22 protein-coding genes are annotated in these 24,289 nt (G+C 72.9%); 5 read left to right on the top strand and 17 right to left on the bottom strand.

Going from position 1 to position 24,289, the window contains the following annotated elements:
• Positions 1 to 59: 59 nt before the first annotated feature.
• The 8 genes from mltG to ABZV00_RS14410 all read right to left on the bottom strand — a co-directional run bounded on the left by mltG (position 60) and on the right by ABZV00_RS14410 (position 10,049).
• Positions 60 to 1,259 carry an endolytic transglycosylase MltG gene (mltG, locus tag ABZV00_RS14445; RefSeq protein WP_355605783.1) on the bottom strand — a complete coding sequence of 400 codons (1,200 nt, stop codon included), beginning with the start codon at positions 1,257 to 1,259 and terminating at the stop codon, positions 60 to 62.
• Positions 1,259 to 1,717 (bottom strand): Holliday junction resolvase RuvX, encoded by a 459-nt coding sequence (gene ruvX, locus ABZV00_RS14440; protein WP_328414012.1) that lies wholly within the window; start codon positions 1,715 to 1,717, stop codon positions 1,259 to 1,261. Before ruvX ends, mltG begins: the two co-directional genes overlap by 1 nt.
• 72 nt (positions 1,718 to 1,789) lie before the next feature.
• Entirely contained in the window at positions 1,790 to 4,468 is a 2,679-nt protein-coding gene (gene alaS / locus ABZV00_RS14435) for an alanine--tRNA ligase (RefSeq protein WP_355605780.1), read from the bottom strand.
• Positions 4,465 to 4,770, bottom strand: coding sequence for a hypothetical protein (locus ABZV00_RS14430; protein WP_328414009.1), 306 nt, complete (start codon positions 4,768 to 4,770; stop codon positions 4,465 to 4,467). Before ABZV00_RS14430 ends, alaS begins: the two co-directional genes overlap by 4 nt.
• A gap of 29 nt (positions 4,771 to 4,799) precedes the next feature.
• On the bottom strand, positions 4,800 to 5,264 hold the full coding sequence (locus tag ABZV00_RS14425) for a DUF948 domain-containing protein (protein ID WP_355605777.1): 465 nt from the start codon (positions 5,262 to 5,264) through the stop codon (positions 4,800 to 4,802).
• A 154-nt stretch (positions 5,265 to 5,418) separates the two neighbouring features.
• A complete protein-coding gene (locus tag ABZV00_RS14420) occupies positions 5,419 to 6,117 on the bottom strand; it encodes a hypothetical protein (RefSeq protein ID WP_328426456.1) in 699 nt (232 codons plus the stop codon).
• A gap of 2,105 nt (positions 6,118 to 8,222) precedes the next feature.
• Entirely contained in the window at positions 8,223 to 9,761 is a 1,539-nt protein-coding gene (locus ABZV00_RS14415) for a replication-associated recombination protein A (protein ID WP_355605774.1), read from the bottom strand.
• 75 nt (positions 9,762 to 9,836) lie between these two features.
• The gene (locus ABZV00_RS14410; protein WP_328414004.1) at positions 9,837 to 10,049 is read right to left on the bottom strand and encodes a hypothetical protein; all 213 of its coding nucleotides are present in this window, start codon (positions 10,047 to 10,049) and stop codon (positions 9,837 to 9,839) included.
• Positions 10,050 to 10,188: 139 nt separating this feature from the next.
• Between ABZV00_RS14410 and ABZV00_RS14405 the strand changes: the two genes are divergently transcribed.
• Positions 10,189 to 10,929, top strand: coding sequence for a GNAT family N-acetyltransferase (locus ABZV00_RS14405; protein ID WP_355605771.1), 741 nt, complete (start codon positions 10,189 to 10,191; stop codon positions 10,927 to 10,929).
• 49 nt (positions 10,930 to 10,978) lie between these two features.
• Here the strand turns inward: ABZV00_RS14405 and ABZV00_RS14400 are convergent, their stop codons facing one another.
• The 4 genes from ABZV00_RS14400 to aspS form a co-directional block, all read right to left on the bottom strand.
• Positions 10,979 to 12,280 carry an MFS transporter gene (locus ABZV00_RS14400; protein WP_355605768.1) on the bottom strand — a complete coding sequence of 434 codons (1,302 nt, stop codon included), beginning with the start codon at positions 12,278 to 12,280 and terminating at the stop codon, positions 10,979 to 10,981.
• Positions 12,277 to 12,885 carry a helix-turn-helix domain-containing protein gene (locus tag ABZV00_RS14395; protein WP_355605765.1) on the bottom strand — a complete coding sequence of 203 codons (609 nt, stop codon included), beginning with the start codon at positions 12,883 to 12,885 and terminating at the stop codon, positions 12,277 to 12,279. Before ABZV00_RS14395 ends, ABZV00_RS14400 begins: the two co-directional genes overlap by 4 nt.
• 76 nt (positions 12,886 to 12,961) lie before the next feature.
• The gene (locus ABZV00_RS14390) at positions 12,962 to 13,774 is read right to left on the bottom strand and encodes a sugar nucleotide-binding protein (RefSeq protein WP_355605762.1); all 813 of its coding nucleotides are present in this window, start codon (positions 13,772 to 13,774) and stop codon (positions 12,962 to 12,964) included.
• Between the two features lie 96 nt (positions 13,775 to 13,870).
• Positions 13,871 to 15,676 (bottom strand): aspartate--tRNA ligase, encoded by a 1,806-nt coding sequence (aspS, locus tag ABZV00_RS14385; protein ID WP_355605760.1) that lies wholly within the window; start codon positions 15,674 to 15,676, stop codon positions 13,871 to 13,873.
• A gap of 154 nt (positions 15,677 to 15,830) precedes the next feature.
• Between aspS and ABZV00_RS14380 the strand changes: the two genes are divergently transcribed.
• Both ABZV00_RS14380 and ABZV00_RS14375 read left to right on the top strand, forming a co-directional pair.
• A complete protein-coding gene (locus tag ABZV00_RS14380) occupies positions 15,831 to 16,565 on the top strand; it encodes a DUF998 domain-containing protein (RefSeq protein ID WP_355605757.1) in 735 nt (244 codons plus the stop codon).
• 85 nt (positions 16,566 to 16,650) lie between these two features.
• Positions 16,651 to 17,277 carry a DUF998 domain-containing protein gene (locus ABZV00_RS14375; RefSeq protein ID WP_355605754.1) on the top strand — a complete coding sequence of 209 codons (627 nt, stop codon included), beginning with the start codon at positions 16,651 to 16,653 and terminating at the stop codon, positions 17,275 to 17,277.
• Positions 17,278 to 17,368: 91 nt separating this feature from the next.
• Here the strand turns inward: ABZV00_RS14375 and ABZV00_RS14370 are convergent, their stop codons facing one another.
• Together ABZV00_RS14370 and ABZV00_RS14365 are read right to left on the bottom strand one after the other, a co-directional pair.
• Positions 17,369 to 18,415, bottom strand: a complete 1,047-nt coding sequence (locus ABZV00_RS14370; protein WP_355605752.1) for a S1 family peptidase — start codon at positions 18,413 to 18,415, stop codon at positions 17,369 to 17,371.
• Between the two features lie 379 nt (positions 18,416 to 18,794).
• Positions 18,795 to 19,271 (bottom strand): helix-turn-helix domain-containing protein, encoded by a 477-nt coding sequence (locus tag ABZV00_RS14365; protein WP_355605750.1) that lies wholly within the window; start codon positions 19,269 to 19,271, stop codon positions 18,795 to 18,797.
• Between the two features lie 55 nt (positions 19,272 to 19,326).
• Between ABZV00_RS14365 and ABZV00_RS14360 the strand changes: the two genes are divergently transcribed.
• Positions 19,327 to 19,848, top strand: coding sequence for a PaaI family thioesterase (locus ABZV00_RS14360; protein ID WP_355605747.1), 522 nt, complete (start codon positions 19,327 to 19,329; stop codon positions 19,846 to 19,848).
• Positions 19,849 to 19,961: 113 nt separating this feature from the next.
• Here the strand turns inward: ABZV00_RS14360 and ABZV00_RS14355 are convergent, their stop codons facing one another.
• The 3 genes from ABZV00_RS14355 to ABZV00_RS14345 form a co-directional block, all read right to left on the bottom strand.
• The gene (locus ABZV00_RS14355; RefSeq protein ID WP_355605744.1) at positions 19,962 to 20,897 is read right to left on the bottom strand and encodes an acyl-ACP desaturase; all 936 of its coding nucleotides are present in this window, start codon (positions 20,895 to 20,897) and stop codon (positions 19,962 to 19,964) included.
• Positions 20,898 to 20,974: 77 nt separating this feature from the next.
• A complete protein-coding gene (gene hisS, locus ABZV00_RS14350; protein WP_328413980.1) occupies positions 20,975 to 22,303 on the bottom strand; it encodes a histidine--tRNA ligase in 1,329 nt (442 codons plus the stop codon).
• A gap of 68 nt (positions 22,304 to 22,371) precedes the next feature.
• Complete coding sequence (locus ABZV00_RS14345) at positions 22,372 to 23,082, bottom strand: MBL fold metallo-hydrolase (RefSeq protein WP_355605737.1); 711 nt, start codon at positions 23,080 to 23,082, stop codon at positions 22,372 to 22,374.
• Between the two features lie 265 nt (positions 23,083 to 23,347).
• On the opposite strand from ABZV00_RS14345, the gene ABZV00_RS14340 reads away from it, so the two are divergent.
• The gene (locus tag ABZV00_RS14340) at positions 23,348 to 24,232 is read left to right on the top strand and encodes a peptidylprolyl isomerase (RefSeq protein ID WP_355605734.1); all 885 of its coding nucleotides are present in this window, start codon (positions 23,348 to 23,350) and stop codon (positions 24,230 to 24,232) included.
• Positions 24,233 to 24,289: the final 57 nt, after the last annotated feature.

Here is a 24,289-nt window from a genome sequence, read left to right as displayed (position 1 = left end):
ATCATTCCCCCGCCCTGCCGCCCATCTCAGCTCGACCCTACCCGGCAGCGCGGCCGGCCTCAGATGATGCCGGCCTCCCTGGCCTTGGCCTCGTTGCGCTGCTGTTCCTCGTAGGTCTCGGCGAAGGCGGAGTGGCCCTGCTTGTCGATCGCCACGAAGTAGAGCCACTTGCCCGTCGGCGGGTTCATGGCCCCTTCCAGGGCCTGCTTGCCCGGGTTGTTGATCGGGGTGGGGATCAGGCCCCGCAGCTTGCGGTTGTACGGGTTCTTCGGGTCGTCCAGCTCGGACTGCGTCATCTGCGCGGAGGTCTTGGTCGGTTTGCCGATCGACTCCAGGTAGTAGTTGACCGTGACGTCCATCTCCAGGCAGTTGCAGGGGAACTCGCCGTACACCCGGTTGTAGGCCACTCGGGCGACCTTGCCCAGGTCGTCCTTGTTGCCCGCCTCGGCCTGGGCCAGCGAGGCCACGATCAGCGCCTCGTACGGGCTGACCTTGCGTTCCTTCTGCACCCGGTCGGCGAACTTCATCTCGCCGCTCACCGAGAGGAAGTTGTCGACCATCAGCTTGAGGATGCTCTCCGCGGTGGCCTTCGGCGGGATCTCGTACGTGTCCGGGAAGAGGAAGCCCTCGACGGACTTGGGGACCTTCTTGCCGTCCTCGCGCGTGAACCACCAGTCCGGGATGCCGAGCTCCAGCGGGTTCTTCGCGGCGGTCTCGAAGTCCTTGACCGGGATCTTGGTCTTCTCGGAGAGCAGCTTGTAGATGTTCTTGCTGGTACGCCCCTCGGGGATGGTCAACCCGTTGACGATCTTGTTCTTCAGGTCGAGCATCGCGGTGACGGCACTCGCGCCGCTCATCTGCTTCCGCAGCTTGTACGTGCCCGGCTGGATGTTCTTGCTGCGCGAGTTGGCCTCGGCGGCCTCGATGAACGCCTTCTGGCTCTTCACCACGTCGGCGGCGACCAGGGCGTCGGCCATATCGGCGAGCAACGCGCCGTTCTTGATCTCGACGGTGATCTCGCCGGTCCCGGCGCCGTTGTAGTCGGGCGTGACGAAGTAGTTCTGAATCCGGTCGAAACCGTAGAACGCGCCGCCGCCGATGCCGCCCAGCAGGACCAGGGCCATCAGCAGTGCCAGGAACGTCTTGCCCCGGCCTCCGGAACCGGAGCCGCCCTTGCGCTTGCGGACGAAGCCGCGGCGGTGCCGGCCCTTCTCCCCCCGCTCCGGCTCGTCGAACCCAAGGTCCAGATCGTCGATCATTACGTCCGCCTCCGCTGCGCGTCCAGCCAGCTCTGCAGAATTTCCACCGCGGCCGCCTGGTCGACAACCGCTCGTTGACGCTTGCCCCGAACGCCACGCTCAGCAAGCCTACGAGAAGCGACCACGGTCGACATCCTCTCGTCAGTGAGCGTTACCGGGACGGGCGCTATCACGTCGACCAGTCGGTCAGCGTACGCCTTCACATGGATGGCTGCCGGGCCGTGTTTGCCGGCCAGATTGACCGGAAGGCCGACGACGACCTGCACGGCCTCATGTTCGGCCACCAGCGCGGCCAGCTCGGCGAGGTCACTGGGCACCGCGTCCGGCGCCGTCGTGAGGTCGCGGGCCAGGGTCACCAGCGGCGTGGCCAGCACGCCGTCCGGATCCGAACGGGACACCCCCACCCGGACCTGACCGACATCCACCCCGATCCGGACCCCGCGCGTCAGCTCAGTCACCGGCGGTCACCCCCGGGACTCGACGAACCAGGGCGGACCGATCGGCCCGCCCTGGTCGAACATGATGAACCATCACGCCTCGGTGATCGCCTTCTCGACGGTGTGTAGCAGGTTCGGCGCCTCGGCCGCCGGCAGGCCGCCACCCTGGGCTAGGTCGGGGCTGCCCCCGCCGCGCCCGGAGAACGCCGCCTTCACCAGGTCCGAGGCGGCCAGGCCCCGGCTGCGGGCGGCCTGGTTGACCGCCACCACCAGGGAGGCCTTGCCGTTCGAGCGGGCCGCCACCGCGACCACCGCCGGCCGGGCCGGGTCGATCTTGCCGCGGATCTCCTGGGCGAGGGTCCGCACATCGTTACCGGCCGCGCCCTCCGGCGCCTCGGTGCCCACGTACGCCACCCCGCGCACGTCCTTGGCCTGCGCGGCGAGCGCCGCCGCTCCGCCCAGCACCAGCTGGGCGCGCAGCTTCTCCAGCTCCTTCTCCGCATCCCGGAGCTGGGTGACGGTCTGCTCGACCCGGTCGGCGACCTGCTCGTTGGGCACCCGGTACAGCTCGGCCAGCCGGGAGACCAGCAGGTGCTCACGGGCCAGGAAGCCGAAGGCGTCCATGCCCACCAGCGCCTCGACCCGACGGACGCCGGAGCCGATCGACGACTCGGAGAGGATCTTCACCAGGCCGAGCTGGGCCGAGCGGGCCACGTGCGTGCCACCACAGAGCTCCCGGGCGTAGTCGCCCACCTCGACGACCCGCACCTCTTCGCCGTACTTCTCGCCGAAAAGGGCCATCGCCCCGATCCGCCGCGCCTCTTCCAGCGAGGTGATGAAGGCGTGCACCTCCAGGTCGGCCAGGAGCACCTCGTTGACCTGCTGCTCCACGTCACGCAGCACGGTCGGCGACACTCCCGTCGGAGTGTTGAAGTCGAACCGCAGCCGACCGGGCGCGTTCAGCGAACCAGCCTGGGTGGCCGAGTCGCCGAGGAAGTTGCGCATGGTCTGGTGCACCAGGTGGGTCGCGGTGTGCGATCGGGAGATCGCCCGCCGCCGGGTGGTGTCGATCTCGGCGTAGCCGGTCTCGCCGGCACGCACCTCACCCCGGATCACCCGGGCCCGGTGCACGATCAGGCCGGGCACCGGCTGCTGCACGTCGAGCACCTCGACCTGTCCGCCGCCCACGGTGATCATGCCCTGGTCGGGCTGCTGGCCACCGCCCTCGGCGTAGAACGGGGTCGTGTCGAGCACCAGCTCGATGGTGTCGCCCTCGGTCGCCGCCTGGCGCGGGCCACCCTCGCCGAGCAGCGCCCGTACCGTCGACTCGCGGGCCACCTCGCTGTACCCGGTGAACGTCACCGGGCCACCCGAGTCCAGCACCGACCGGTACGCCGAAACGTCGGTGTGCCCGGTCTTGCGGGCCTGCGCGTCCGCCTTCGCCCGCGTCCGCTGGTCGGCCATCAGCCGGCGGAAGCCCTCGTCGTCGACCGTGAGGCCCTGCTCCGCAGCGATCTCAAGGGTCAGGTCGATCGGGAAGCCGTACGTGTCGTGCAGCTGGAACGCCTTCGCCCCGGACAGCGCCGCGCCACCCGCGGTGCGGGTCTCGGCGATCGCGGTGTCCAGGATCGTGGTGCCGGCGCGCAGGGTGGACAGGAAAGCTTCCTCTTCGGCGTACGCGTACTGCGCGATCCGGTCGAAGTCAGTCGCCAGCTCCGGGTACGACGGCGCCATGCAGTCCCGGGCCACCGGCAACAGCTCGGGCAACGCCCGATCCTGCCAGCCCAGCAGCCGAATCGACCGGATCGCCCGGCGCATGATCCGGCGCAGCACGTAGCCACGCCCCTCGTTGCTCGGGGTCACGCCGTCGCCGATCAGCATCAGCGCGGTCCGCACGTGGTCGGCGATCACCCGCAGCCGTACGTCGTCCGGGTGCGACTCGCTGGCCACGTGGCCGGAGTGCGCGCCGTACCGCTTGCCGGTCAACTCAGCCGCCCGGTCCAGAATCGGCCGGACCTCGTCGATCTCGTAGAGGTTGTCGACGCCCTGCAGGATCGAGGCCATCCGCTCCAGGCCCATGCCGGTGTCGATGTTCTTCGCCGGCAGCTCACCCAGGATCGGGTAGTCGTCCTTGGTGGTGCCCGGGCCCCGCTCGAACTGCATGAAGACGAGGTTCCAGAACTCCATGTAGCGGTCCTCGTCGACCGCCGGGCCGCCCTCCCGGCCGTACTCCGGGCCCCGGTCGTAGAACAACTCGGAGCACGGGCCGCACGGCCCGGGAATGCCCATCGACCAGAAGTTGTCGGCCTTGCCCCGGCGGACGATCCGAGCGGCCGGCACCCCCACCGACCGCCAGATCTCGAACGCCTCGTCGTCGTCGAGATAGACGGTCGGCCAGACGCGCTCCGGGTCGAGGCCGTAGCCGCCCTGGTCCTGTGGCTTGGTGACCAGGTCCCACGCGAGAGGAATCGCGCCGTCCTTGAAGTAGTCGCCGAAGGAGAAGTTGCCGTTCATCTGGAAGAACGTGCCGTGCCGGCTGGTCTTGCCGACCTCATCGATGTCCGGGGTACGGATGCACTTCTGCACGCTGACCGCCCGCTGGTACGGCGCGCGCTGCTGACCGAGGAAGTAGGGGACGAACTGCACCATGCCGGCGTTGACGAACAGCAGGTTCGGGTCACTGATGGCGGGCAGCGGAGCGGACGGCACCACGGCGTGGCCATTCGCCTCGAAGTGCGCGAGGTACCGCCGCTTGATTTCCGCCGTCTTCATCGCTGGTGTTCCTCCGGAAAGATGTATCGATCGCCGATCCGCGGGTCTTCCCGCAGCTCGGCGAACTGGTCGTCGAACGCCTCGCCCTGGGCGAACGCCTGGTGGATCTCCTGCTCGCGTTCGGCCATCCCGACGCGGACGTCCTCCACGAAGCTACGCAGCGATTCGACCAGCCCGCCAGCGGATTCCGACAACGTGCTCGCGATGCCGGCCGGGGTGTACGCCTGCGCGGTCCGGGTCGCCTTGCGGACCACCACCACGCCGACGGCGAGCCCGATGCCCAACCAGAACAATCGCCTCATGTCTCGCTACCTCCTGGTGCGCCGGCCGGTCAGCGGTTGCCGCGCCGGGCGGCCCGCCGCTGCTGCTTGATGGTGTCGCGCACCTCGCGCTCGGTCTCGGCGTGCCGGCGGCTGGCCGCGGCCTTGCGCACGCTGTAGCCGAACGCGGCTACCTTGACCAGCGGGTTCGCGGCCGCGGCAGAGACCACGGTGGCCAGGTTGGCGACGTTGGCGGTGATGTTCTGCGCGTGGCTGGTCATGGTGTCGACCTTCGCCAACTGGAGGTTCACGCCGTCGAGCGAGGTCTGCACCTGCTCCAGGGCGGTGTTGACGTTCTTCACCGTGGTGTTCACGTCGCCGAGCAGCGGTGCGGTCCGATCGTTGAGGTCGTTGATCATCCGGGTGGTGGCGTCCACCGTGTGCCGCAGCCGCAGGATGGGCAGCGTCAGGATGAGCACCAGCACCGCGAACGCGCACGCCGCGATCAGCGCCGCAACCGCTCCAATGTCGCCCACGCCTGTCCTCCTCAAGCAGAGTTCCGGGGACCCGACGTCCCCGGAACGCACAACCGTGGTACCCGTACCGGGCCGGCCCACCGAACCGTCACCGATCAACGGCAGCGGACGGGCCTACCAGCCCCAGACCCTACCGTCCGTGATGGAAACCGGCTCACGACGGTGAGGGTGTCAACTCACCCAGCGGGTCCGCGCTGACTGTCGGGAACGGATCCTCTCCGGTCAGTGACGGATCGGTGCTCGGCTGTGGCTTGGTCCGCTCGTCGTCGATCGCGTTGCGCACCTTCACCGATACCAACGAGCCGGCGCACTCCGCCGCAGCGGCCGACGGGCCGGGAGACGGCACGATCGCCGGCTCGCCGTCGACCGGCGGCGGCACGCAGGTCGGCTCGCGCACCCACAGGTCGAGAGTCAGCTCATCGCGACGCCAGCAGGTGTAGCTCCCCTTCGTCTCCTGCTCGGGGCAGCGGGTCACCTTCCACGGTTGCCAGCCGTCCTGTCGCAGCGCGTTCTCGTAGACCCCCGCCGTCTCCTCCGGCGACTTCTCCGAGGTGACGGTGCGCTCGCGCAGTCGACAGTCGAGCAGGCACCAACGACTGCCGCTGACCTCGTCGACCGTCTTCGCCGCAGCCCAGCCGGGCACGTTCAGCTGGTCCAGGTTGTCGAAGACCGGGTCCCGGCTCAGCGTACGGATGCCGAAGAAGAGCGGCACCGCGCCGAGCAGGACGACGCTGACCAGCGCCAGCACCGCCGCCCGCAGCCGGCGCCGCTCGCGCAACTGCCGGCGCAGCTCGGACCGAGCGCCCGGGGCGGCGCCGTCGTCGTCGGGCACGTCCTGGCCGGCTGGGCGCAGCGCGGGCCCGTCGGCCGGCGCGGGCACCGGCCGGTCCACCGGTCCGCCCACAGTGGGCACCACGGCGGCGGCCCGGGCCACACCGACGGGCTCGCCGGGGCGGCCGGGCGGCGGCACGGGTGCGACACCGGAGGGCTCGGGACGACCGGGCTCCCGGTTCGGTGGCAGGGCACGGCCGGCGGCGCGATCGGCCGGCGCGGGTCGAACGGCCGGCGCACCGCCGCGGGCCACCGCGGGAGCCCCGGGACCGGTGCCGGGCTCGCCGCTCACGGGCGGGTGCCCGGCGCCAGCGGGGCGGACGGCGGCGCGAGCCGGACCGTCCGGGCGCTGCCGCGGCGGGCCATCCGGGCCGATGCCCGGTGGGACGGCGGCACGGGCCGGGCCGTCCGGGCGGGCGGCGCCACGGGCAGTGGTCTCGGCACCCGGGCCGGGCCGGGATGGCCCGTCGGGACCACGGTGTCCGGCGCCGGTGGCCGGCGCGTCGCCGGGGGCGGGCCGGGCACGACCGGGCGGGGTGGAGCGGGCGGCGCCGCGGGCCGGTGCGCCCGGACCGGCGGCACCGCCACCGGGCGCGGGTCGCCCGCCGCCGGCGGGACCGGCGTACGGGTCGTCGCCACGGTCGCCCGTCGCGCCGGGCCGGACGGCACGGCGACCGGTGGGGGCGTCCGCGGCCGGGTCGGCCGGCGGCCCGGCGGGCCGGCGGCCGGCGCCGCGCTCCGCGGCCGGGTCCGGCACGGCGAGCCGGCCGGGCGAGTGGTCGGTGAGGTCACCCGCACCTGCGGGCGGCCCAGGACGGCGGCCGGCCGGCGGCGGGGTGCCACCGCGCCGGTTGACCACCGGCAGGGCGGGGTCGGTGTGCGGCAGGCGGCCTGCCTGGCGCAGCCAGTCGGCCGGCCGCTCCGGGCGGTCGGTCCGGGGCTCGCCTCCGGCCGGAGCGCGGCGCTCCTGCTCGTCCGGGACCGTCCGGCGGCGCCCGGTGCCGTCGGCCGGGCCGATGGTCGGCGCGGCGCCGGTGTGGCCGGACGCGTCGGGCACCGCCGGGGCGTTGCCCGAACGGGGCACCGCCGGCTCGTCGGGTTCGGCCGCGCGGCGGTGCCCGCCGGAGGACGATCGGGCGCGGTCGGCCGGCCCCTGGCCGGACGTCTCCGTCGCGCCGGGGTCGACTGTGCCCGGGCGACGCCGGGCGTTCCGCGGATCACGGTCGACGGCGGGGTCGGGTCGCAGTCCACCGGGGACCGGCGGTACGGCACCGGTCGGCGCCGCGTCGAAGCGGGTCCCGCCGGGGGCGGTGGGTGAACCGGCGGCCCGCGCCGGATCGGTCGTACGCCGACCGGCGGGCCCGTCGTCGGTGGGCAGTGGACGGCCGGGCTCGGTGGTCTCCGGGCCGGGTCTGCGACCCAACGGCCCGGCGTCGGGCCGGCGTAGCGGCGGCATCGCGTCAGCCCGACCCGATGGGGGGACGGCGGCCGGGCGGCGACCGGTCGGTGCGCCGGTGCCCGGCGGGCCGGCGGGCGGGCCGGCCGGGGCAGCGCCCGGGCGGGGCCGGGCCGGGCCGGCCGGTACGCCCGAGGTCGGCGGTCCGGGTGGGCCTGCCGGCTCGCCACCGGCCGGGCGGGCGGCGGTGGGAGGCGCGAGCGGCGGCCCGGCGGCGCGAGGACCGCTGCCGGGTGCCGGCTGTGCCCCGCGGCGGGCCGGCTGGCCCGGGGCGGGGACTCCGGGGCCGGCGGCCCGGGGTCGGTCGGCGGGTGGCCGCTCGTCCGGGCGGCGGCCCGGCGGCGGCGCGTCGCCCGGCCATGGTCCGCCGGCCGGCCGGCGCGCGGCGGGACCGTCCGGGTCACCACGGCGCGGGGTGGGTGGCACCGGGCCGTCCGGCGGCACCGGGACACCCCCGCGTGGCCCTGCGGGCTCTACCGCGGCCCCGTCGGGGCCCAGCTCGGAACGTTGCTGCTTGGCCGACCGCAGGTCGTCGATCCAGCCGAACTCCCCGCCGGCTACCGGCTCCTCCGGCTCGGCCTCGGCCCGGCCTCGACCCCAGCGGCGGCCCTTGGCGCGGGGATCGCGCCGCTCATCCGGGCCCTCGTCCGGGCGGTCCGCACCACGCGACTTCACTGTTGACCCTCTCCTGCGGCGTTGGTGCCGCTGTCTTGCATCGTGCCGGGACCGCCCGTGCCCGTCGTCGGGCGACCGTTCTCGTCGGCAAGCGCCGGCCCGTTCTGCGCCGTTACGGGCGGCCCGGCCGGCGGGGCCTCCGGGCGGGCGGGCGGGGCCGGCAGCCCTCGCACGATCCCGCGCAGCAGCGGCAGCCGGGTGGCCACCGACCGCTCCGCCCCGTGCGGGCTGGGCCGGTAGTAGTCGGTGCCCACCAGGTCGTCCGGGACGTACTGCTGGGTGACCACGCCACGCTGGTCGTCGTGCGGATAGCGGTAGCCGGTGCCATGGCCCAGCCCTCGGGCACCGGCGTAGTGCGCGTCGCGCAGCCCGCGCGGCACCGGGCCGCCCCGGCCGGACCGCACGTCAGCGATCGCGGCGCCGATGGCGGTGGTGGCCGAGTTCGACTTGGGCGCGGTGGCCAGGTGGATCACCGCCTGGGCAAGGTTGAGCTGCGCTTCGGGCAGCCCGACGTACTCGACGGCGTGCGCGGCGGCGGTGGCCACGCTCAACGCGCCGGGGTCGGCCATGCCCACGTCCTCGCTGGCGAAGATGACCAACCGGCGGGCGATGAACCGGGCGTCCTCCCCGGCGACCAGCATCCGGGCCAGCCAGTGCACCGCGGCGTCCACGTCCGAGCCGCGCATGCTCTTGATGAACGCGCTGACCACGTCGTAGTGGGCGTCGCCGTCGCGGTCGTAGCGCACCGCCGCCACGTCGACCGCCTGCTCGGCGGTGGCGAGGTCGATCCGGCTCGCGCCGAGCGCCGTGGCGGAGGCCGCCGCCGCCTCCAGTGCGGTCAGCGCCTTGCGCACGTCGCCGGACGCGAGCCGGACCAGGTGGTCCTCGGCCTCGTCGGCCAGGGTGAGCGCGCCGCCAAGGCCACGCTCGTCGGTGACCGCACGGCGCAGCAGACTCCGCACCGCCTCGTCGTCCAGCGGTTGCAGGGTGAGCAGCACGCAGCGTGACAGCAGTGGGGAGATGACCGAGAAGTACGGGTTTTCGGTGGTCGCCGCCAGCAACGTGACCGTACGGTCCTCGACGGCGGCAAGCAGCGAATCCTGCTGAGTCTTGCTGAACCGGTGCACCTCGTCGATGAAGAGCACGGTCTGCGGGCCGCCCGAGCGGCGCTGCCGGCGGGCCGCCTCGATCACCGCCCGGACGTCCTTGACGCCGGCGGAGAGCGCCGACATGGCCACGAACCGGCGGTCGGTGGCCCCGGCCACCAGGTGCGCGATGGTGGTCTTGCCGCTGCCCGGCGGTCCCCAGAGGATGACCGACATCGGGGCGCCGCCGGAGACCAGTTGCCGCAGCGGCGCGCCGGGGGCGAGCAGGTGGGCCTGCCCGATCAGCTCGTCGAGGGTCGCCGGGCGCATCCGGACGGGCAGGGGCGAATCGGCTGCTACCGGAGTGAAGCCGTCGACACTGGCGGAACCGTCGGGCGCGCTGCGCGACCCGGCGGGTGCACCGAGGGAGAAGAGGGCGTCGGACTCCATCACGAAGACAGTACCGGGCCGTGCCCGCGACGCCGGAATCGCGCCGCGGGCCGGGCCACTGGTGATCGGTTCCGGTCAGCCGCGACCGGGGCGCCGGCCCCGGTACCAGCGGCCGCCGCCACCGCCGCGCGGGCCGTTGCCCACGCCGCCCAGGTAGAGCGAGAGCAGGAACAATCCGAGGAGCACGAGCGTGTTCCAGTTGAACAGGTCCGGCGCTCCGAAGTTGGTGTCGAGCAGGTCGATCAGCAGGGCAAAGCCGAAGACAATGGCGGCCAGAATGGCGAGCATGTCGGTCCTCCGGTGGGGGTTCCCAGTAGGTCGGCCCCGGATGTACCCAATCGGTCGACTCGTCAATCTCCACGATGGATTCGGCCTGGCCGTGGCGGCCCGGCGCAAGCGTTCGACCCCCGGCTCCTAGGCTGGTCGCATGATCATCGACGACCAGGTGGTCCTGGACCGGACCGCCATCCTGGCCGCCGTCGGCCACCACCCGTTCGCCCGGCACGCACTCGGGCGGGGCGCGCCGGCGCACGGCTACCGGCGCGACGGCACCGTGCTGTGGTTGGTGCCGCCCGAGCACGGGCCGGCCGGCTGCGCGATCGGCCCGGCCGGGCCGGCGATCGAGGTCTGTGTCGCACTGGTCGCCGACGGTCTGCTGCGCCCGGGGCAGCGGCTGCACCTACCCCGGCACGATCCCGCCCTGCTGGCGGGCCGGCTGGCGGTGACCCGGCACGACGACTGGGACTTCCACTGGACCGACACGCCACCACCGGCACAGGCGGACGAGCAGCGGGTGGTACGACTCGCCGAGGCCGACCATCCGGCGCTGGAGGCGCTGATCGACGAGGCGTTCCCGAGCACCACCGCCCGCCCGGGAGACGCAGAGGTGGTGGACTGGTACGGCATCCGGATCGGCGGCCGGCTGGTGGCGTGCGGCGCGGACCGCAGCCGGGGCGACATCGGGTTCCTCGCCGGCCTGACCGTCGCCCCCGACCAGCGGGGTCGAGGGCTGGGCGCGGCGCTGACCGCCGGGATGACCCGGGCGCTGCTGGCCCGCTACGACACCGTCGGACTCGGCGTCTACACGGACAACCTCGGGGCGGCACGGCTCTACCGGCGGCTCGGCTTCACCGAAACCCTCCCGCTCAGCTCGCTACGGCTGGGCTGAGCGGGAGGGCTCCCCTGGTATCGCCGCGGGTAGCGGACGGGCGCCCTTCTTAACGCCCGGCGGTCTGCGGCTCGGTGGGTTCGGGTACCGCGGGCGGGTCGGCGGTATCCGCCGCGGGCCGACGGCCGGCCCGCCATGCCGGCAGGTAGAGCGGGGCGGCGATGGCCAGCACGACCGCGCCGACGACCATGGCGGTGCTGATGCTGGTGGCGGCGGCGAGCGCGGTCAGGGCCACCCCGCCGAGCGCGCCGGCCGGCTGCGCCATCATCGAGTTCAGCGAGAGCACGCTGGTCCGGTACGGGCCGTCGACCTGCCGGTGCAGCAGCCCGCTGTGCAGCGGGTTGGACGCGCCGTGCACGGTGTAGCAGGCCAGGTAGGCCACGAGCACCCCGACCGGCCCGGCGAAGAGCCCCATCCCGACCACCGTGACGCCCTGCAGGATGCGCAGCAGAGCCGCGCCGGGCGCTGCGCCGGGCCAGCGCAGCAGCAGCGGGGTCAGCGCCGCGCCGGCCGCCGAGGCGAGCCAGGCGGCCGAGTTGGCCGGGCCGAGCAGCGCGGCGGCCCGTTCCGGGTCGCCGACCACCTCGGCGAGCCGGACCGGCAGCAGCGACTCGAAGGTGATCATGCCGAAGCCCCAGAACAGCTCCACCGACACCAAGGCAAGCAGCACCCGCGAGCGACGCAGTAGCCCGACGGCCTCGCCGATCATCCGGGGCGCCTGTGACACCGAGGCCCGCAGCGCCGCGACGCCGGTGGCCGGCCGCTGCTCCACCAGCAGGACGACCAGCGCGACCAGTGCCGCCGACTGGGCGACGACGGCGGCCAGCACGGGCACCGTGAGCGCGCTGACCGGTCCGATCGGGCCCAGCGCGACCAGGCCACCGCCGAGCAGCGCGCCGGCGCCGATGGCCACGCCGCTGACGGTGCCGGCGTGCCCGAGGCCCCGTTCGTACTCGGCCTCGGGGTCGGCGGCCAGGGTGGCGTCGACGTACCAGGACTCCAGCGGGCCGCTGTCCAGTGCCCGGTAGACCCCCTGCAATGCCCAGACCAGGAAGAACATCCAGAACGAGTCGGCCACCGCGAAGAGTGACAGCGAGACGAGGTTGAGCGCTCCGGCGGCGAGCAGCACCGGGCGGCGGCCGAGGGCGTCGGCGAGCCCGCCGGTGGGCAGCTCCAGCGCAAGCACCAGCAGCCCCTGCGCGGTGAAGACCAGGCCGATCTGCGGCAGCGACAGGCCGCGCTCCTGCATCAGCAGGATCATCACCGGGATCATCAGGCCGGTCGGCAGCCAGCGCAGGCCGTAGAGCGTCAGGTAGCGACGCCGGACCTGGCGTACGGTCAGCGTGCTCATCGGGGCCCTTCCAGCAACGGGTAGGCGGCCAGGAAGACCTGCACGGGGCGGGCCTGCGGATCAGCGGAGTCGACGAGGCAGGCCTCGCGGTTGTACCGCTCCAGCACCTGCCACACCTCCGCCTGGAGCGCCTTCAGCCGGTCTGGCGGGATCGTCATGAAGATGTCGCCCATGCCGATGGCGTCCCGCCAGGCGGGGGACCACTCGTGCTGAATGGCGAACCAGCGTTCGGCGTGCTCGACGAGAAGGCGTACCTGGTCGCCCTGGATCCACTCGATCGCAGCCCGGGCGTCGGGGTCGTCGTCGAAGTCGGTCGGCTCCCAGTTCGTGACGTCGTGTGCGGCCTGCCACCAGCGCTGCCGGCCGCTGCCCCGGTCGGGGTCCTCGGTCACCAGCCCCACCTCGGCGAGCTGGCGCAAGTGGTAACTGGTCGCGCCGGTGTTGGTGCTGAGCAGCTCCGCCAGGGTGGTGGCGGTGGCGGGCCCGTTCACCCGCAGTGCCCCGAGCAGCCGCATCCGAAGCGGGTGCGCCAGCACCCGGACCTGCCGCTTGTCGATCCGTACCTCACGCGGCGCCGGTCTCGGCGTCTCTCCGTCGTTCACCATGACTGCACAATAACTCTGCACACTTCCTATGCACAAGAGTTATGCATAGGAAGTGTGCAGCTGCGGGACGGTGGGCTCAGCGAGCCAGGATCTCGCGCACGCCGCGTAGCCGGGTACGCAGCAGGCCGGCAGCGCGGGTGGAGTCCAGGCGTACGTCGGTGGGGCCGACCACACCGGCGGCGGTGCTGGTGGTGGTCTTCAGGCCGGCCGCATCCAGGTCGAACCGCTCGGCGACCAGCAGGCCCAGCTCGGCGCGGCTGACCGCGTCCGGACCGGCCACGTTGAGCGGGCCGGCGTACGCGCTGTCGACCAGCTCCAGAAGGGCGGCGGCCAGGTCGGTGACGTCGACCGGGCAGCGGATCTGGTCGGTGAACAGGGTGGCCCGGCCGGCGAGCGCGTCCCGGGAGAGCTGGATCTGCTTACTGCCCTCCCCCAGGATCAGCGAGGTACGTACCAGTGCCGCGCCGGGGTCGACCGCTCGCACGGCAGTCTCGGCCGCGGCCTTCGCGGCGCCGTACGCGTTCACCGGCGTCGGCGGGTCGTCGTCGGCGTACGGCTCGGGCCGGCCGGCGTGCAGCGCGTCGCTGGACACGTGCACCAGACGGGCGCCCATCTCGGCTGCCGCGACCGCCACATACGCGGCCCCGTCGGCGGTCACCGTCCAGTCGTCGTACCGGTAGGGGGTGGAGACCACCGCGTCCGGACGCACCTCGGCGACCAGCGCGCGCACGGCGGCCCGGTCGGTCACGTCCAGCCGGCGCGCCGTGACGCCCGGCGCGCTGATGTCGCCGGAGTGGCACGTCCCCACCACCGACCAGCCGGCGTCCACCGCCCGCCGACACACCTCACGCCCGAGAAACCCACTCGCCCCCACCACGAGCACCCGCATGCCACCACTCCCCCGCCAACGATCAAGAGGTTTGCGTCACCTCGACGGGGCGAGCATGACGCAAACCTCTTGATCAACCAAGCAGGTGGGCGGCGGTCAGACCGGGTCGGCTACTGGGGCGGCCGGGCCCGCGGTGCCGGTGTGGGCGGTGGCTGGGGGCTTCGGCTTGGCGTCGATGCCGGCCTCGGTGCGCTGCTGGGCGGTGATCGGCGTCGGCGCGCCGGTCAGCGGGTCGAAGCCGCCCCGGGTCTTCGGGAAGGCGATCACCTCGCGGATGGAGTCCGCGCCGGCCAGCAGCATGCAGACCCGGTCCCAGCCGAAGGCGATGCCGCCGTGCGGCGGGGCGCCGTACTTGAACGCCTCCAGCAGGAAGCCGAACTTGTCCTGCGCCTCCTCCGGGGTGATGCCGAGCAGATCGAAGACCCGCTTCTGCACGTCACCCCGGTGGATACGGATCGACCCGCCGCCGATCTCGTTGCCGTTGCAGACGATGTCGTACGCGTACGCCAGCGCCCGGTCCGGTGCCTCCTCGAACCGGTCCACCCACTCCGAGTTGGGCGAGGTGAACGGGTGGTGCACGGCCGTCCAGCCGCCCTCGTCGGTGCGCTCGAACATCGGCGCGTCGACCACCCAGCAGAACGCCCAGGCGCTCTCGTCGATCAGCCCGGCCCGCTTGGCGATCTCGATGCGGGCCGCGCCGAGCAGCTCCTGCGCCTCCCGGGTGGTGTTGCTGGCGGCGAAGAAGACCGCGTCGCCCGGCTTGGCGCCGACCGCGTCGGCAAGCCCGCCCAGGTGCTCGGCGGAGAGGTTCTTGGCCACCGGGCCGCGCGCCTCGCCGGTCTCGGCGTCCAGCACCACGTACGCCAGGCCGCGCGCGCCACGCGCCTTGGCCCAGTCCTGCCAGCCGTCCAACTCCTTGCGGCTCTGCGCCGCTCCGCCCGGCATCACCACCGCGCCGACGTAGCCGCCCGCGTCGATCGCACCGGCGAAGACCCGGAACTCGGTGCCGCGCAGGTAGTCGGTCAGCTCGGTCAGTTCCACGCCGTAGCGCAGGTCCGGCTTGTCGGAGCCGTACCGGGCCATCGCGTCGTGCCAGGTGATCCGCGGGATGGGTCGGGTGATCTCGTGCCCGGCCAGGTCCTTCCAGAGCGCCGAGACGATCGCCTCGCCGAGGTCGATCACGTCGTCCTCGGTCACGAAGGACATCTCGATGTCGAGCTGGGTGAACTCCGGCTGCCGGTCGGCGCGGAAGTCCTCGTCCCGGTAGCAGCGGGCGATCTGGTAGTACCGCTCCATGCCGCCGACCATCAGCAGCTGCTTGAACAGCTGCGGCGACTGCGGCAGGGCGTACCAGCTGCCGGGCTGGAGGCGGACCGGCACCAGGAAGTCGCGGGCGCCCTCGGGCGTCGAGCGGGTCAGCGTCGGCGTCTCGATCTCCAGGAAGTCCCGCTCGTGCAGCACGCCCCGGGCAAGGTGGCTGGCGCGCGAGCGTAGCCGCAGCGCGTTCGCCGGGCCACTGCGGCGCAGGTCCAGGTAGCGGTACTTGAGCCGGATGTCGTCACCGGCCTCGACCTGGTCGTCCACCGGCAGCGGCAGCGGGGCCGCCTCGGAGAGCACCTCCAACTCGACGGCGGTCACCTCGACGTCACCGGTGGGCAGCTCCGGGTTCTCGTTGCCGGCCGGCCGGCGGGTCACCTCGCCGGTGACCTTCACGCAGAACTCGTTGCGCAGCGCGTGCGCGTCCTCTTCCCGGAACACCACCTGGACCACGCCGGAGCCGTCGCGCAGATCGACGAAGATGACGCCGCCGTGGTCGCGTCGGCGGGCCACCCACCCGGCGAGCGTCACCGTCGCGCCGGCGTCCGTCGCGCGCAGGCTTCCGGCATTGTGGGTACGGATCACGGCTGGCAACTCCTCATCGTGGAACAGTCCTCACCGGCATTCTGTCAGGGGCGGCCGGCCTCCTTTGGGGGCACCCGGCAGGCCGGAGCGATTCGCCGGTGGGCAGACGGACGAACCGTGCTCGGCGGGCTGGCGTGTTGGTTAACGTGGCGAAATGCGCGCCGTACCGAACTGGGCCGTCGCCACGGCGGTGGCCGCGCCCCTGCTGCTGGTGGCTGGCTGGACGGTCGCGGAAGGCCGGCAGCCCGCCGGCTACGACCCGGTCCGGGACACCATCAGCGAGCTGGCCGGGCACGACGCCACCGATGCCTGGATCATGATCAGCTGTCTGGTGCTGCTCGGCTGCTGCTACCTGGCGATCGCCGCCGCGCTGCACGCGGCCGGGTTGCCCAGCCGCTTCCTGCTCGCCGTCGGCGGGGTGGCCACCATCGCGCTGGTGGCGTTTCCCCGGCCGACGGTGGGCGGTTCCGTCAGCCACGGCATCGCGGCGACGGTGGCCGTCCTCGCCCTGGCGCTCTGGCCGGCCGGCTCGGCGCTGTGGCTGCCGCGCGGCCGGGACGCCGCGCATCCGGCCGCGCCAGAGCCGCCCTGGGCGTTCCGCCGGGGGGTGGGGTTGAGCGCCACGGTCGTACTGCTGGCCCTCTTCGGCTGGTTCGCGTTCGAGGTGACCAGCGGGTCCCGGACCGGCCTGGCCGAGCGGGTGACGGCGGTGGCCGTCTCGCTCTGGCCGCTGCTCGCGGTCCTCTCCGCCCGCCGGGCGCACCTCGCGTGGGCCGCCGGCGGCGCCGTACCCGTCGGCCCGGACCTACCGACGGTCGGCGTCGTGCCCCCGGATCCGCTGGGACCAACTCACGGGCCCGCTCCTCGACGGCCCGATTGGCTGCCGTGAGTCGTCGCCCGACATGGCCCGGCGGCGGCGACGTCGGCCCATCCGCTCGAGCGCGAGGCGCCGGTCGCACCGCTACGATCGCCCGATGTCGGCCGTTCCCCGCTGGGCCCTGCTGTCAGCCGGTGGCGCACCGCTGTTTCTCATCGGGGGCTGGACGCTGGCGCAGGCCGCCCAACCCGACGAATTCGACCCGGTCCGGCAGACCATCAGCGCGCTTGCCGCCTCGAACGCGGACCATCGCTGGATCATGACGATCGGGCTGGCCGGCCTGGGCCTCTGTCACCTGATAACCGCGCTCGGCCTGGTCACCGCCGCGCCGGCGGGCCGAGGGCTGCTCGCGCTGGGCGGACTGGCCACCCTGGTGCTGGTCGCCTTCCCGCAGCGCCCCGCGGGCGGCTCGATGACGCACGTCGTGGCCGCTGGTGTGGCGTTCGGGGCGTTGGCTGTCTGGCCGGCCCTGGCCGTGCCCCGCCGAGCGGCCCTCGGCCGGGATCACCGCCATCCGCCGGACGGGTCAGCGCCGAGCGGACCCGCACGCTGGACAGCGTTCGCGGTGGCGGCGGTCCTCCTCGGGCTGCTCGGCTGGTTCGCCGTCGAGCTTTTCGCCGACGGCGCACGGATCGGGCTGACGGAGCGGCTGGTGGCGGCTGCCGAGGCGGCCGTACCGCTGGCCGCCGTGCTGGCCGCGCTGGCCTCGGAGCGGCGGCGGTGACCGTCCGGGCCCCGCTGACCGTCACCGCCGACGCCGGGCCACGCGAACGGGCCGCCGGAGGGTTTCCGGCGGCCCGCGAGCGGTGAGTGGATCAGAAGACGCTGACGCCGTAGCGGCTCAGCGCCTCGGTGACCGGCTGGAAGAAGGTGGTGCCACCGGTGGTGCAGTTGCCGCTACCGCCGGAGGTCAGGCCCAGGGCGGTGCTGCCGCTGAACAGCGAGCCGCCGCTGTCGCCCGGCTGGGCGCAGACGTTGGTCCGGATCAGGCCGGAGACCGAGCCCTCGGCGTAGTTCACCGTGGCGTTGGTCGCGGTCACCGAGCCGCTACGCAGGCCGGTGGTGCTGCCGGAGCGCTGCACCGACTGGCCGACGGAGGCGTTGCCGGCGCCGGTGATGTCCCGGTAGCTGCCGTTGTAGAGGTAGACGTTGCCGGCGGCGTTGGCCGAGTTGCTGTGCCGCACGATGCCGTAGTCGTTGCCCGGGAAGCTGGTGCCGGTACGGGTGCCGATCAGCGCGGTCTGGCCGGAGTTCGAGTACCAGCTCGACGAGATGTTGGTGCAGTGCCCGGCGGTCAGGAAGTAGTAGGTGCTGCCGCTGCGCACGTTGAAGCCGAGCGAGCAGCGCCCGCCACCGCCGGCGTAGATGGCCTGTCCACCGGAGATCCGGGTGCTCAGCACGCCGGCCTCGGCCTCGATCCGGACCGCGCCGTTGGCTCGCGCCGCGGCGGCCTTGACCCGCTCCAGCTTCGCGCCGGTGACGGTGCTGTCCACGGAGACGACGACCTGGTTGGTGACCGGGTCGCTCCACCAGGCGGTGCCCGGGATCTTGGCGGAGCCCTCCAGGTCCGCGGTGGCCCGGTTGAGCTCGGCGGCGCCGCGGGTGACGTACCGGACGGTGGCGCCGGCCTTGCTCGCCTTACGGGCGGCGGCCGCGTCGGTCACGGTGACGACGGACTTGCCGCTGGCGTCGATGTACGAGCCGGCGGAGCTGTCGCCGAGCTGTGCGGAGAGGGCGGCGGCGGCGTCCGGAGAGGCGGCCGGGGCGGCCTGGGCGGGCGCGCCGACGAGTGAGCCGACGACCAGGGATCCGGCGACGGCGACGGTGGCCGCGACGCGGAGTGAGGACCTCGTGGGTCGCATGTAATAAACCTCCTGGGCGGGGGAACGGGTCTCGCCGGGGGCGGCGAACCCGAGGGGGGCAACCCGGCCGATCTGGGAAAACCGGCCGAGCAAACTGAAGTATTCACATACTTAAGATCATTGACAAGACTTGGTTTCGCCCGGATTTGCCGATCTTCGCTGGCCACGTAGCCGCAACACCTCGGACACGCTCGCGAACGCCCACCGTCACACCGCATCACCGCCGGTCCCTTTCGGACACGACCTGCCATCGGACGCCCGCGGCGCGGCACCGGGAACCGTCCGGCATGAGGGTGAAAGCCCGGCGGTACGACAGTCGGGCTGCCTCGCCACCGTCGGGTGCACGGCCGCCGATACCCGGCGGCCCTCGCCGGACGCGTCAGGGGGTACGGCGGCGGGCGCCGGGACCGGGGCGGGGCAGCACGTCGTGGTGCCCGCTCACCTCGTGCCCGTCCACGCAACGCAGCTCGACGCGCACCTCCGCACCGCAGTCGCGGTGACCCACGCTCAGCGGCGAGCCCTCCGGGTCGGCGAGGTACCGGTCGCCCCACCCGAGCACGGCGACCAGCACCGGCCACAGGTCCAGGCCCTTCTCGGTCAGCCGGTACTCGTGGCGCAGCCGGCTGCCCGGCTCCCGGTACGGCTCGCGGCGCAGCACGCCCTGCTCGACAAGGGTGCTCAGCCGGTTGGCCAGCACCTGACGCGGGATCCCGGTACGCACCCGCATGTCGTCGAAGCGGCGTACGCCGTTGAACACCTCGCGGAGCACCACCAGGGTCCACCGCTCGCCGAGGATCTCCATCGCGCGGGCGATGGTGCAGTTCTCCACCGACCAGTCCAGTGCCGCGGGTCTCATCCGCCCAGGCTAGGTCTGATTGACAGACTCAGCAACGTGCTGCGAGGCTGCGTCCATGACACAGACGCAGGAGCCGACGCGCAGCCGTACCTTCACCTGGTCGGATCCGGCGACCAACGCCGCGCAGCTCGGTCAGCGCGGCGGCCTCGACCTGCTCCGGGCGATGATCGCCGGTGAGCTGGCCGCGCCGCCGGTGATGCACATGATCGACATGGCCCGGATGGAGGCCGACGAGGGACGGGTCGCCGTCGAGCTGGTCCCGCAGGAGTTCCACTACAACCCGCTCGGCACCGTCCACGGTGGTGTCATCTCCACCCTGCTCGACACCGCCGCCGGGTGCGCCGTGCACACCACGCTGCCCGTCGGCATCGGCTACACCTCGCTGGACCTGAACGTGAAGTTCCTCCGACCGGTCACCGTCGACAGCGGCATCCTGCGCTGCGAGGGCACGGTACTCCAGCGCGGCCGCCGCACCGCCCTGGCCGAGGCCCGCCTCACCGACGCCAGCTCCCGCCTCATCGCGCACGCCACCAGCACCTGCCTCCTCTTCCCCATCCCCGCCGACTCCCCCGCCTGACCCAGGTCGATCATGAGGTTGACGGGTGATCGGGAGATCGAACAGCCCGCCAACCTCATGACCAACGAGGTCGGCGCGTGGGTGGGGCAGCGCGGGTGGGGTGCGGTGGGGATTTAGCGGAGGGCCAGGCGGGCGGCTCGGGCGTCGCGCTTCTCCTCGAAGCGGGTGGCGGCGACCTGCAGGGTGTCGAGTTGGGCGGCGAGCTGCTCGCGGGCGGCCTCGCCGTCGGCGTTCAGGCCGGTCACGTTGAACACGTCCCACTGGCGCAGCACCGGCATCAGCACCTCGTCGCGGTGCTGGCGCAGGTCGTAGATGCCGGCCAGGGCGATCGCCACCGACTTGCGGGCGAAGCCGTCGATGCCGTTGCCCGGCATCTGGAAGTCGGCCACCACGTCCGCGACGGCCCGCATGGCCTGGCTCGGGGCCAGCTCGAACGAGGCGGCGAGCAGGTTGCGGTAGAAGACCATGTGCAGGTTCTCGTCGGCGGCAACCCGGGCCAGCAGTGCCTCGCAGGCGGGGTCGCCGGTGGCCTTGCCGGTGTTGCGGTGCGAGATCCGGGTGGCCAACTCCTGGAACGAGACGTACGCCAGGGAGTGCAGCACCTCGTCGTCGTGCACGTTGACGTAGCCGGTGGCCATGTGCGTCATCCGGGCCCGCTCCAGCGCCACCGGGTCGACCGCCCGGCTGACCGTCAGGTAGTCGCGGATCGCCGTGCCGTGCCGGCCCTCCTCCGCGGTCCACCGGTGCACCCAGGTGCCCCACGCGCCGTCCCGGCCGAACAGGGTGGCGATCTCGTGGTGATACGAGGGCAGGTTGTCCTCGGTCAGCAGGTTGACGATCAGCGCGGTGCGCGCCACGTCGGGGATGGTGGAGTCGGTCGGCGACCACGCCTCACCGCCGAGCGGCCCGTCGAAGGTACGCCCTTCGCTCCACGGCACGTACTCGTGCGGGAACCACTCCTTGGCCAGCGAGAGATGGCGGTCGAGGTTGCGCTCAACCACCGGCTCCAACTCGACGAGGAGAGCGGTCTGGCTCAGTGTGGTGCTCATGGTCACGAGAAACTCCCTACGGTGGCGTAACTTACGCTACCGTAGGTCCCCGCGGCCGAACGCGCCAGTGGTGAGATTCAGCTGACCATCGGCTTGAGGTCCTCCCGGGGCGGCATCCACTCCCCCGCGGCAGCCGTGACCTGCTCGCCGGAGCGGATGTCCTTCACCTCGTCCGGCGCGCCATCGGCCCCCGGGAACCAGACGTACGGGATGCCGCGCCGCTCGGCGTAGCGGATCTGCTTGCCGAACTTCGCCGCGCTCGGCGACACCTCGGTCGGCACCCCGCGCCGCCGCAGCGCCTCGGCCACCCGGTTGCTGGCCGTACGCCGCTCCTCGCTGGTCACCGCCACCAGCACAGCGGTCGGCACCTCTCGGGAGATCGACAGCTCGCCCGCGCCGAAGAGCAGGCCGAGCAGCCGCGTCACCCCGATCGAGATCCCCACCCCGGGGTACGAGGTGGCACCGGAGCTGGCCAGATTGTCGTACCGGCCGCCGGAGCAGATCGAGCCGAACCGCTCGTAGCCGCGCAACTGGGTCTCGTAGACAGTGCCGGTGTAGTAGTCCAGGCCCCGGGCGATGCGCAGGTCCGCGACGCAGAGGCCGGGCGAGTGCTCGGCGGCGGTCTCCACCACCCGGACCAGCTCCTCGATGCCCTCGGTCAGCAGGGGGTCGTCGACCCCGAGCGCGCGCACCGCGTCGGCGAACGAGGCGTCCGGCGCGGAGATCTCGGCCAGCGCCAGGCACGCCTTGGCCTGCGCCTCGCTCGCCCCGGCGGTCTGGGCCAACAGCTCGGCCACCTTCGCCGGGCCGATCTTGTCGAGCTTGTCGACCGCGCGCAGCGCCGCCTCCGGGTCGGTCAACCCGATGCCCCGGTAGAAGCCCTCGCAGATCTTGCGGTTGTTGACCTGGATCGTCACCGGCGGGATTGGCAGCGCGCGCAGCGCGTCCCCGATCACCAGTGGCATCTCCGCCTCGTGGTGCGGGGCCAGGGTGTCCCGGTCGACGATGTCGATGTCGGCCTGGACGAACTCCCGGTAGCGCCCCTCCTGCGGCCGCTCACCCCGCCACACCTTCTGGATCTGGTAGCGGCGGAACGGGAAGGCCAACTTGCCGGCGTTCTCCAGCACGTACCGGGCGAACGGCACGGTGAGATCGAAGTGCAGGCCGAGCTGGTCGTCGCCGGCCGCACCGTCGGCGTCGGCGTGCAGCCGGCGGATCACGTAGACCTCCTTGGAGGTCTCCCCCTTGCGCAGTAGCTGGTCCAGCGGCTCCACCGCGCGGGTCTCCAGCGGGGCGAAGCCGTACAGCTCGAAGGTGGCCCGGATCCGGTCGAGCACGAACTGCTCGGTCATCCGCTGGCCGGGCGTCCACTCGGGGAAGCCGGAGATGGGCGTGGGCTTGTTCATCACGTACTCCTTGCGGTTCCGCGGCAATGCGCGGTGACGCCGTGGGTCCGCACGGCGCAGACGACGGTTTAGAGGCCCCTGGTGGGCGCGGCCGGCGACGTGCCAGCCACCTCGACGAGGTACGGGTTGCTGGCGCGCTCACGGCCGATGGTGGTGCTGGGGCCGTGGCCGGGCAGGACGACGGTGTCGTCGGCCAGCGGGAGGATCTTGTCGCGCAGGCTGGTGAGCATCGCCGGCATGCTGCCGCCGGGCAGGTCGGTGCGGCCGATCGAGCCGGCGAAGAGCACGTCGCCGGAGAGGCAGATCTCGCCGGCCTCCCAGCCCGACCCGGCGCCGGGCAGCCGGAACAGCACCGACCCGCCGGTATGGCCCGGGGCATGGTCGACGGCGATCTCCAGACCGGCCAGCGTGAGGGTCGCGCCGTCGGTCAGCTCGGCCACGTCCTCCGGCTCGGTGTAGCTCAACCGGCCGCCGAAGAGCGAGCTCAGGTCGGTCGAGAGACCCTTGGCCGGGTCGGCCAGCATCTCCCGGTCGCCGGGGTGCACGTACGCGGTGATGCCGCGGGCACCGCAGACCGGCGCCACCGAGAAGGTGTGATCGAGGTGGCCGTGGGTGAGCAGCACAGCGGCCGGATGCAGGCGGTGCTCGGCGAGCAGCGCGTCGAGCTGGTCGAGCACCCCGATGCCGGGGTCGACCACCACGCACTGCTCCCCCGGCGCGGTGGCCACCACATAGCAGTTGGTGCCGAAGGCGTCCGCGGGAAAGCCGGCCACGAGCACTGGCGCTGTCCTTTCCGTCGAGCTGTCGTCCTGCCCAGCAGCCTAACCGGCGACGCGATCCGGTTTGCCGCGTCCGTCCCTCCCGCCCCGCCGGGCACAGTGACATCGCCCGATAAGGGCTGCTGGCGGCGGGGTGGACCTCGTACACCACATTCCCAGTCGCTAGCCGTACACTCTGGCGGGCGTGTGGCGCGGCACACGTGACGCCTGATGGGCCGGGACGCCCGGCCGCCGGCGACGACCAGGTAGAGGAAGGGGAGCACGGGTGGCTTCCAGCAGGGACCGGCAGCGCAAACTGGCGCGGGCCAAGCTCGACCGGCAGTTGGCCCGCCGAGCCGCCTCCACGCGGCGCCGTCGGCAGATCCAGGCCGGTGTCGGCGCCGCTGTGGTCCTCGTGCTGATCGTGGCCGGCTCGGCCTGGGCGCTCGGGGCCTTCGACTCCGACCCGAAGCAGAACACGGCCGCGGAGGACATCTGCCTCTGGACGCCGCAGGACGCGACGGCCAACACCAACCTCAAGGACGTCGGCACGCCGGAGACCAAGGGCCTGCCCACCGACGGCACCCGGGCGATGACCGTGACCACCAACCAGGGCGCGCCGATCACCGCGGAGTTGGATCTGACCAGCTCCCCGTGTGCCGCGGCGAGCATCACCCACCTGGCGAGCCGGTCGTTCTACGACAACACCAAGTGCCACGAGATCACCGCCGACGGCGCGCTGCGCTGCGGTGACCCCAGCGGCACCGGCCTCGGCGGGCCGACCTACTCGTTCTACGACGAGGACGTGCCGACCGTGCCGTCGGCGTCGCCGTCGGCCAGCCCGGCGCCCGGCCAGCCGCCCACGTACCCGAAGGGGACCGTGGCGATGATCTCCAACCCGCCGGGCAGCGACGGCAGTCAGTTCCTGATCTTCTTCAAGGACTTCACCACCACCGACCCCAAGTTCCCGGTGATCGGCCGGGTGACCGGCGGGCTGGACGTGGTGGAGAAGATCGGTGCCCTGCCGACCGTGGACAATGGGACGGGGGCCCAGGTCAAACCCAAGACCGACGTGGTGATCCAGAGCCTCACCGTTGGTGAGCCGGTCACCGCCGCGGCACCGTCGCCGTCGGCCTCCGGCGCCCCGGCCAGCAGCCCGAGTGCCGGCTGACCGGTCGCCCCACCCCACCCGAGCGGCACCCAGCAGCAGACAGCCAGGAGGATCCAG

Origin of the sequence: Micromonospora sp. NPDC005173, assembly GCF_040608515.1 — a bacterium.
Taxonomy (GTDB): Bacteria; Actinomycetota; Actinomycetes; order Mycobacteriales; family Micromonosporaceae; genus Micromonospora.
The sequence above is the reverse complement of the archived record's forward strand: the minus strand, read 5'-3'. Positions and strand labels throughout refer to the sequence as shown.

Coding starts and splice junctions, on each gene's coding strand:
- mltG (WP_355605783.1), bottom strand. CDS start 1,259: ATGATCGACGATCTGGACCTTGGGTTCGACGAGCCGGAGCGGGGGGAG.
- alaS (WP_355605780.1), bottom strand. CDS start 4,468: ATGAAGACGGCGGAAATCAAGCGGCGGTACCTCGCGCACTTCGAGGCG.
- ABZV00_RS14430 (WP_328414009.1), bottom strand. CDS start 4,770: ATGAGGCGATTGTTCTGGTTGGGCATCGGGCTCGCCGTCGGCGTGGTG.
- ABZV00_RS14415 (WP_355605774.1), bottom strand. CDS start 9,761: ATGGAGTCCGACGCCCTCTTCTCCCTCGGTGCACCCGCCGGGTCGCGC.
- ABZV00_RS14410 (WP_328414004.1), bottom strand. CDS start 10,049: ATGCTCGCCATTCTGGCCGCCATTGTCTTCGGCTTTGCCCTGCTGATC.
- ABZV00_RS14405 (WP_355605771.1), top strand. CDS start 10,189: ATGATCATCGACGACCAGGTGGTCCTGGACCGGACCGCCATCCTGGCC.
- ABZV00_RS14400 (WP_355605768.1), bottom strand. CDS start 12,280: ATGAGCACGCTGACCGTACGCCAGGTCCGGCGTCGCTACCTGACGCTC.
- ABZV00_RS14395 (WP_355605765.1), bottom strand. CDS start 12,885: ATGGTGAACGACGGAGAGACGCCGAGACCGGCGCCGCGTGAGGTACGG.
- ABZV00_RS14390 (WP_355605762.1), bottom strand. CDS start 13,774: ATGCGGGTGCTCGTGGTGGGGGCGAGTGGGTTTCTCGGGCGTGAGGTG.
- ABZV00_RS14380 (WP_355605757.1), top strand. CDS start 15,831: ATGCGCGCCGTACCGAACTGGGCCGTCGCCACGGCGGTGGCCGCGCCC.
- ABZV00_RS14375 (WP_355605754.1), top strand. CDS start 16,651: ATGTCGGCCGTTCCCCGCTGGGCCCTGCTGTCAGCCGGTGGCGCACCG.
- ABZV00_RS14370 (WP_355605752.1), bottom strand. CDS start 18,415: ATGCGACCCACGAGGTCCTCACTCCGCGTCGCGGCCACCGTCGCCGTC.
- ABZV00_RS14365 (WP_355605750.1), bottom strand. CDS start 19,271: ATGAGACCCGCGGCACTGGACTGGTCGGTGGAGAACTGCACCATCGCC.
- ABZV00_RS14360 (WP_355605747.1), top strand. CDS start 19,327: ATGACACAGACGCAGGAGCCGACGCGCAGCCGTACCTTCACCTGGTCG.
- ABZV00_RS14355 (WP_355605744.1), bottom strand. CDS start 20,897: ATGAGCACCACACTGAGCCAGACCGCTCTCCTCGTCGAGTTGGAGCCG.
- hisS (WP_328413980.1), bottom strand. CDS start 22,303: ATGAACAAGCCCACGCCCATCTCCGGCTTCCCCGAGTGGACGCCCGGC.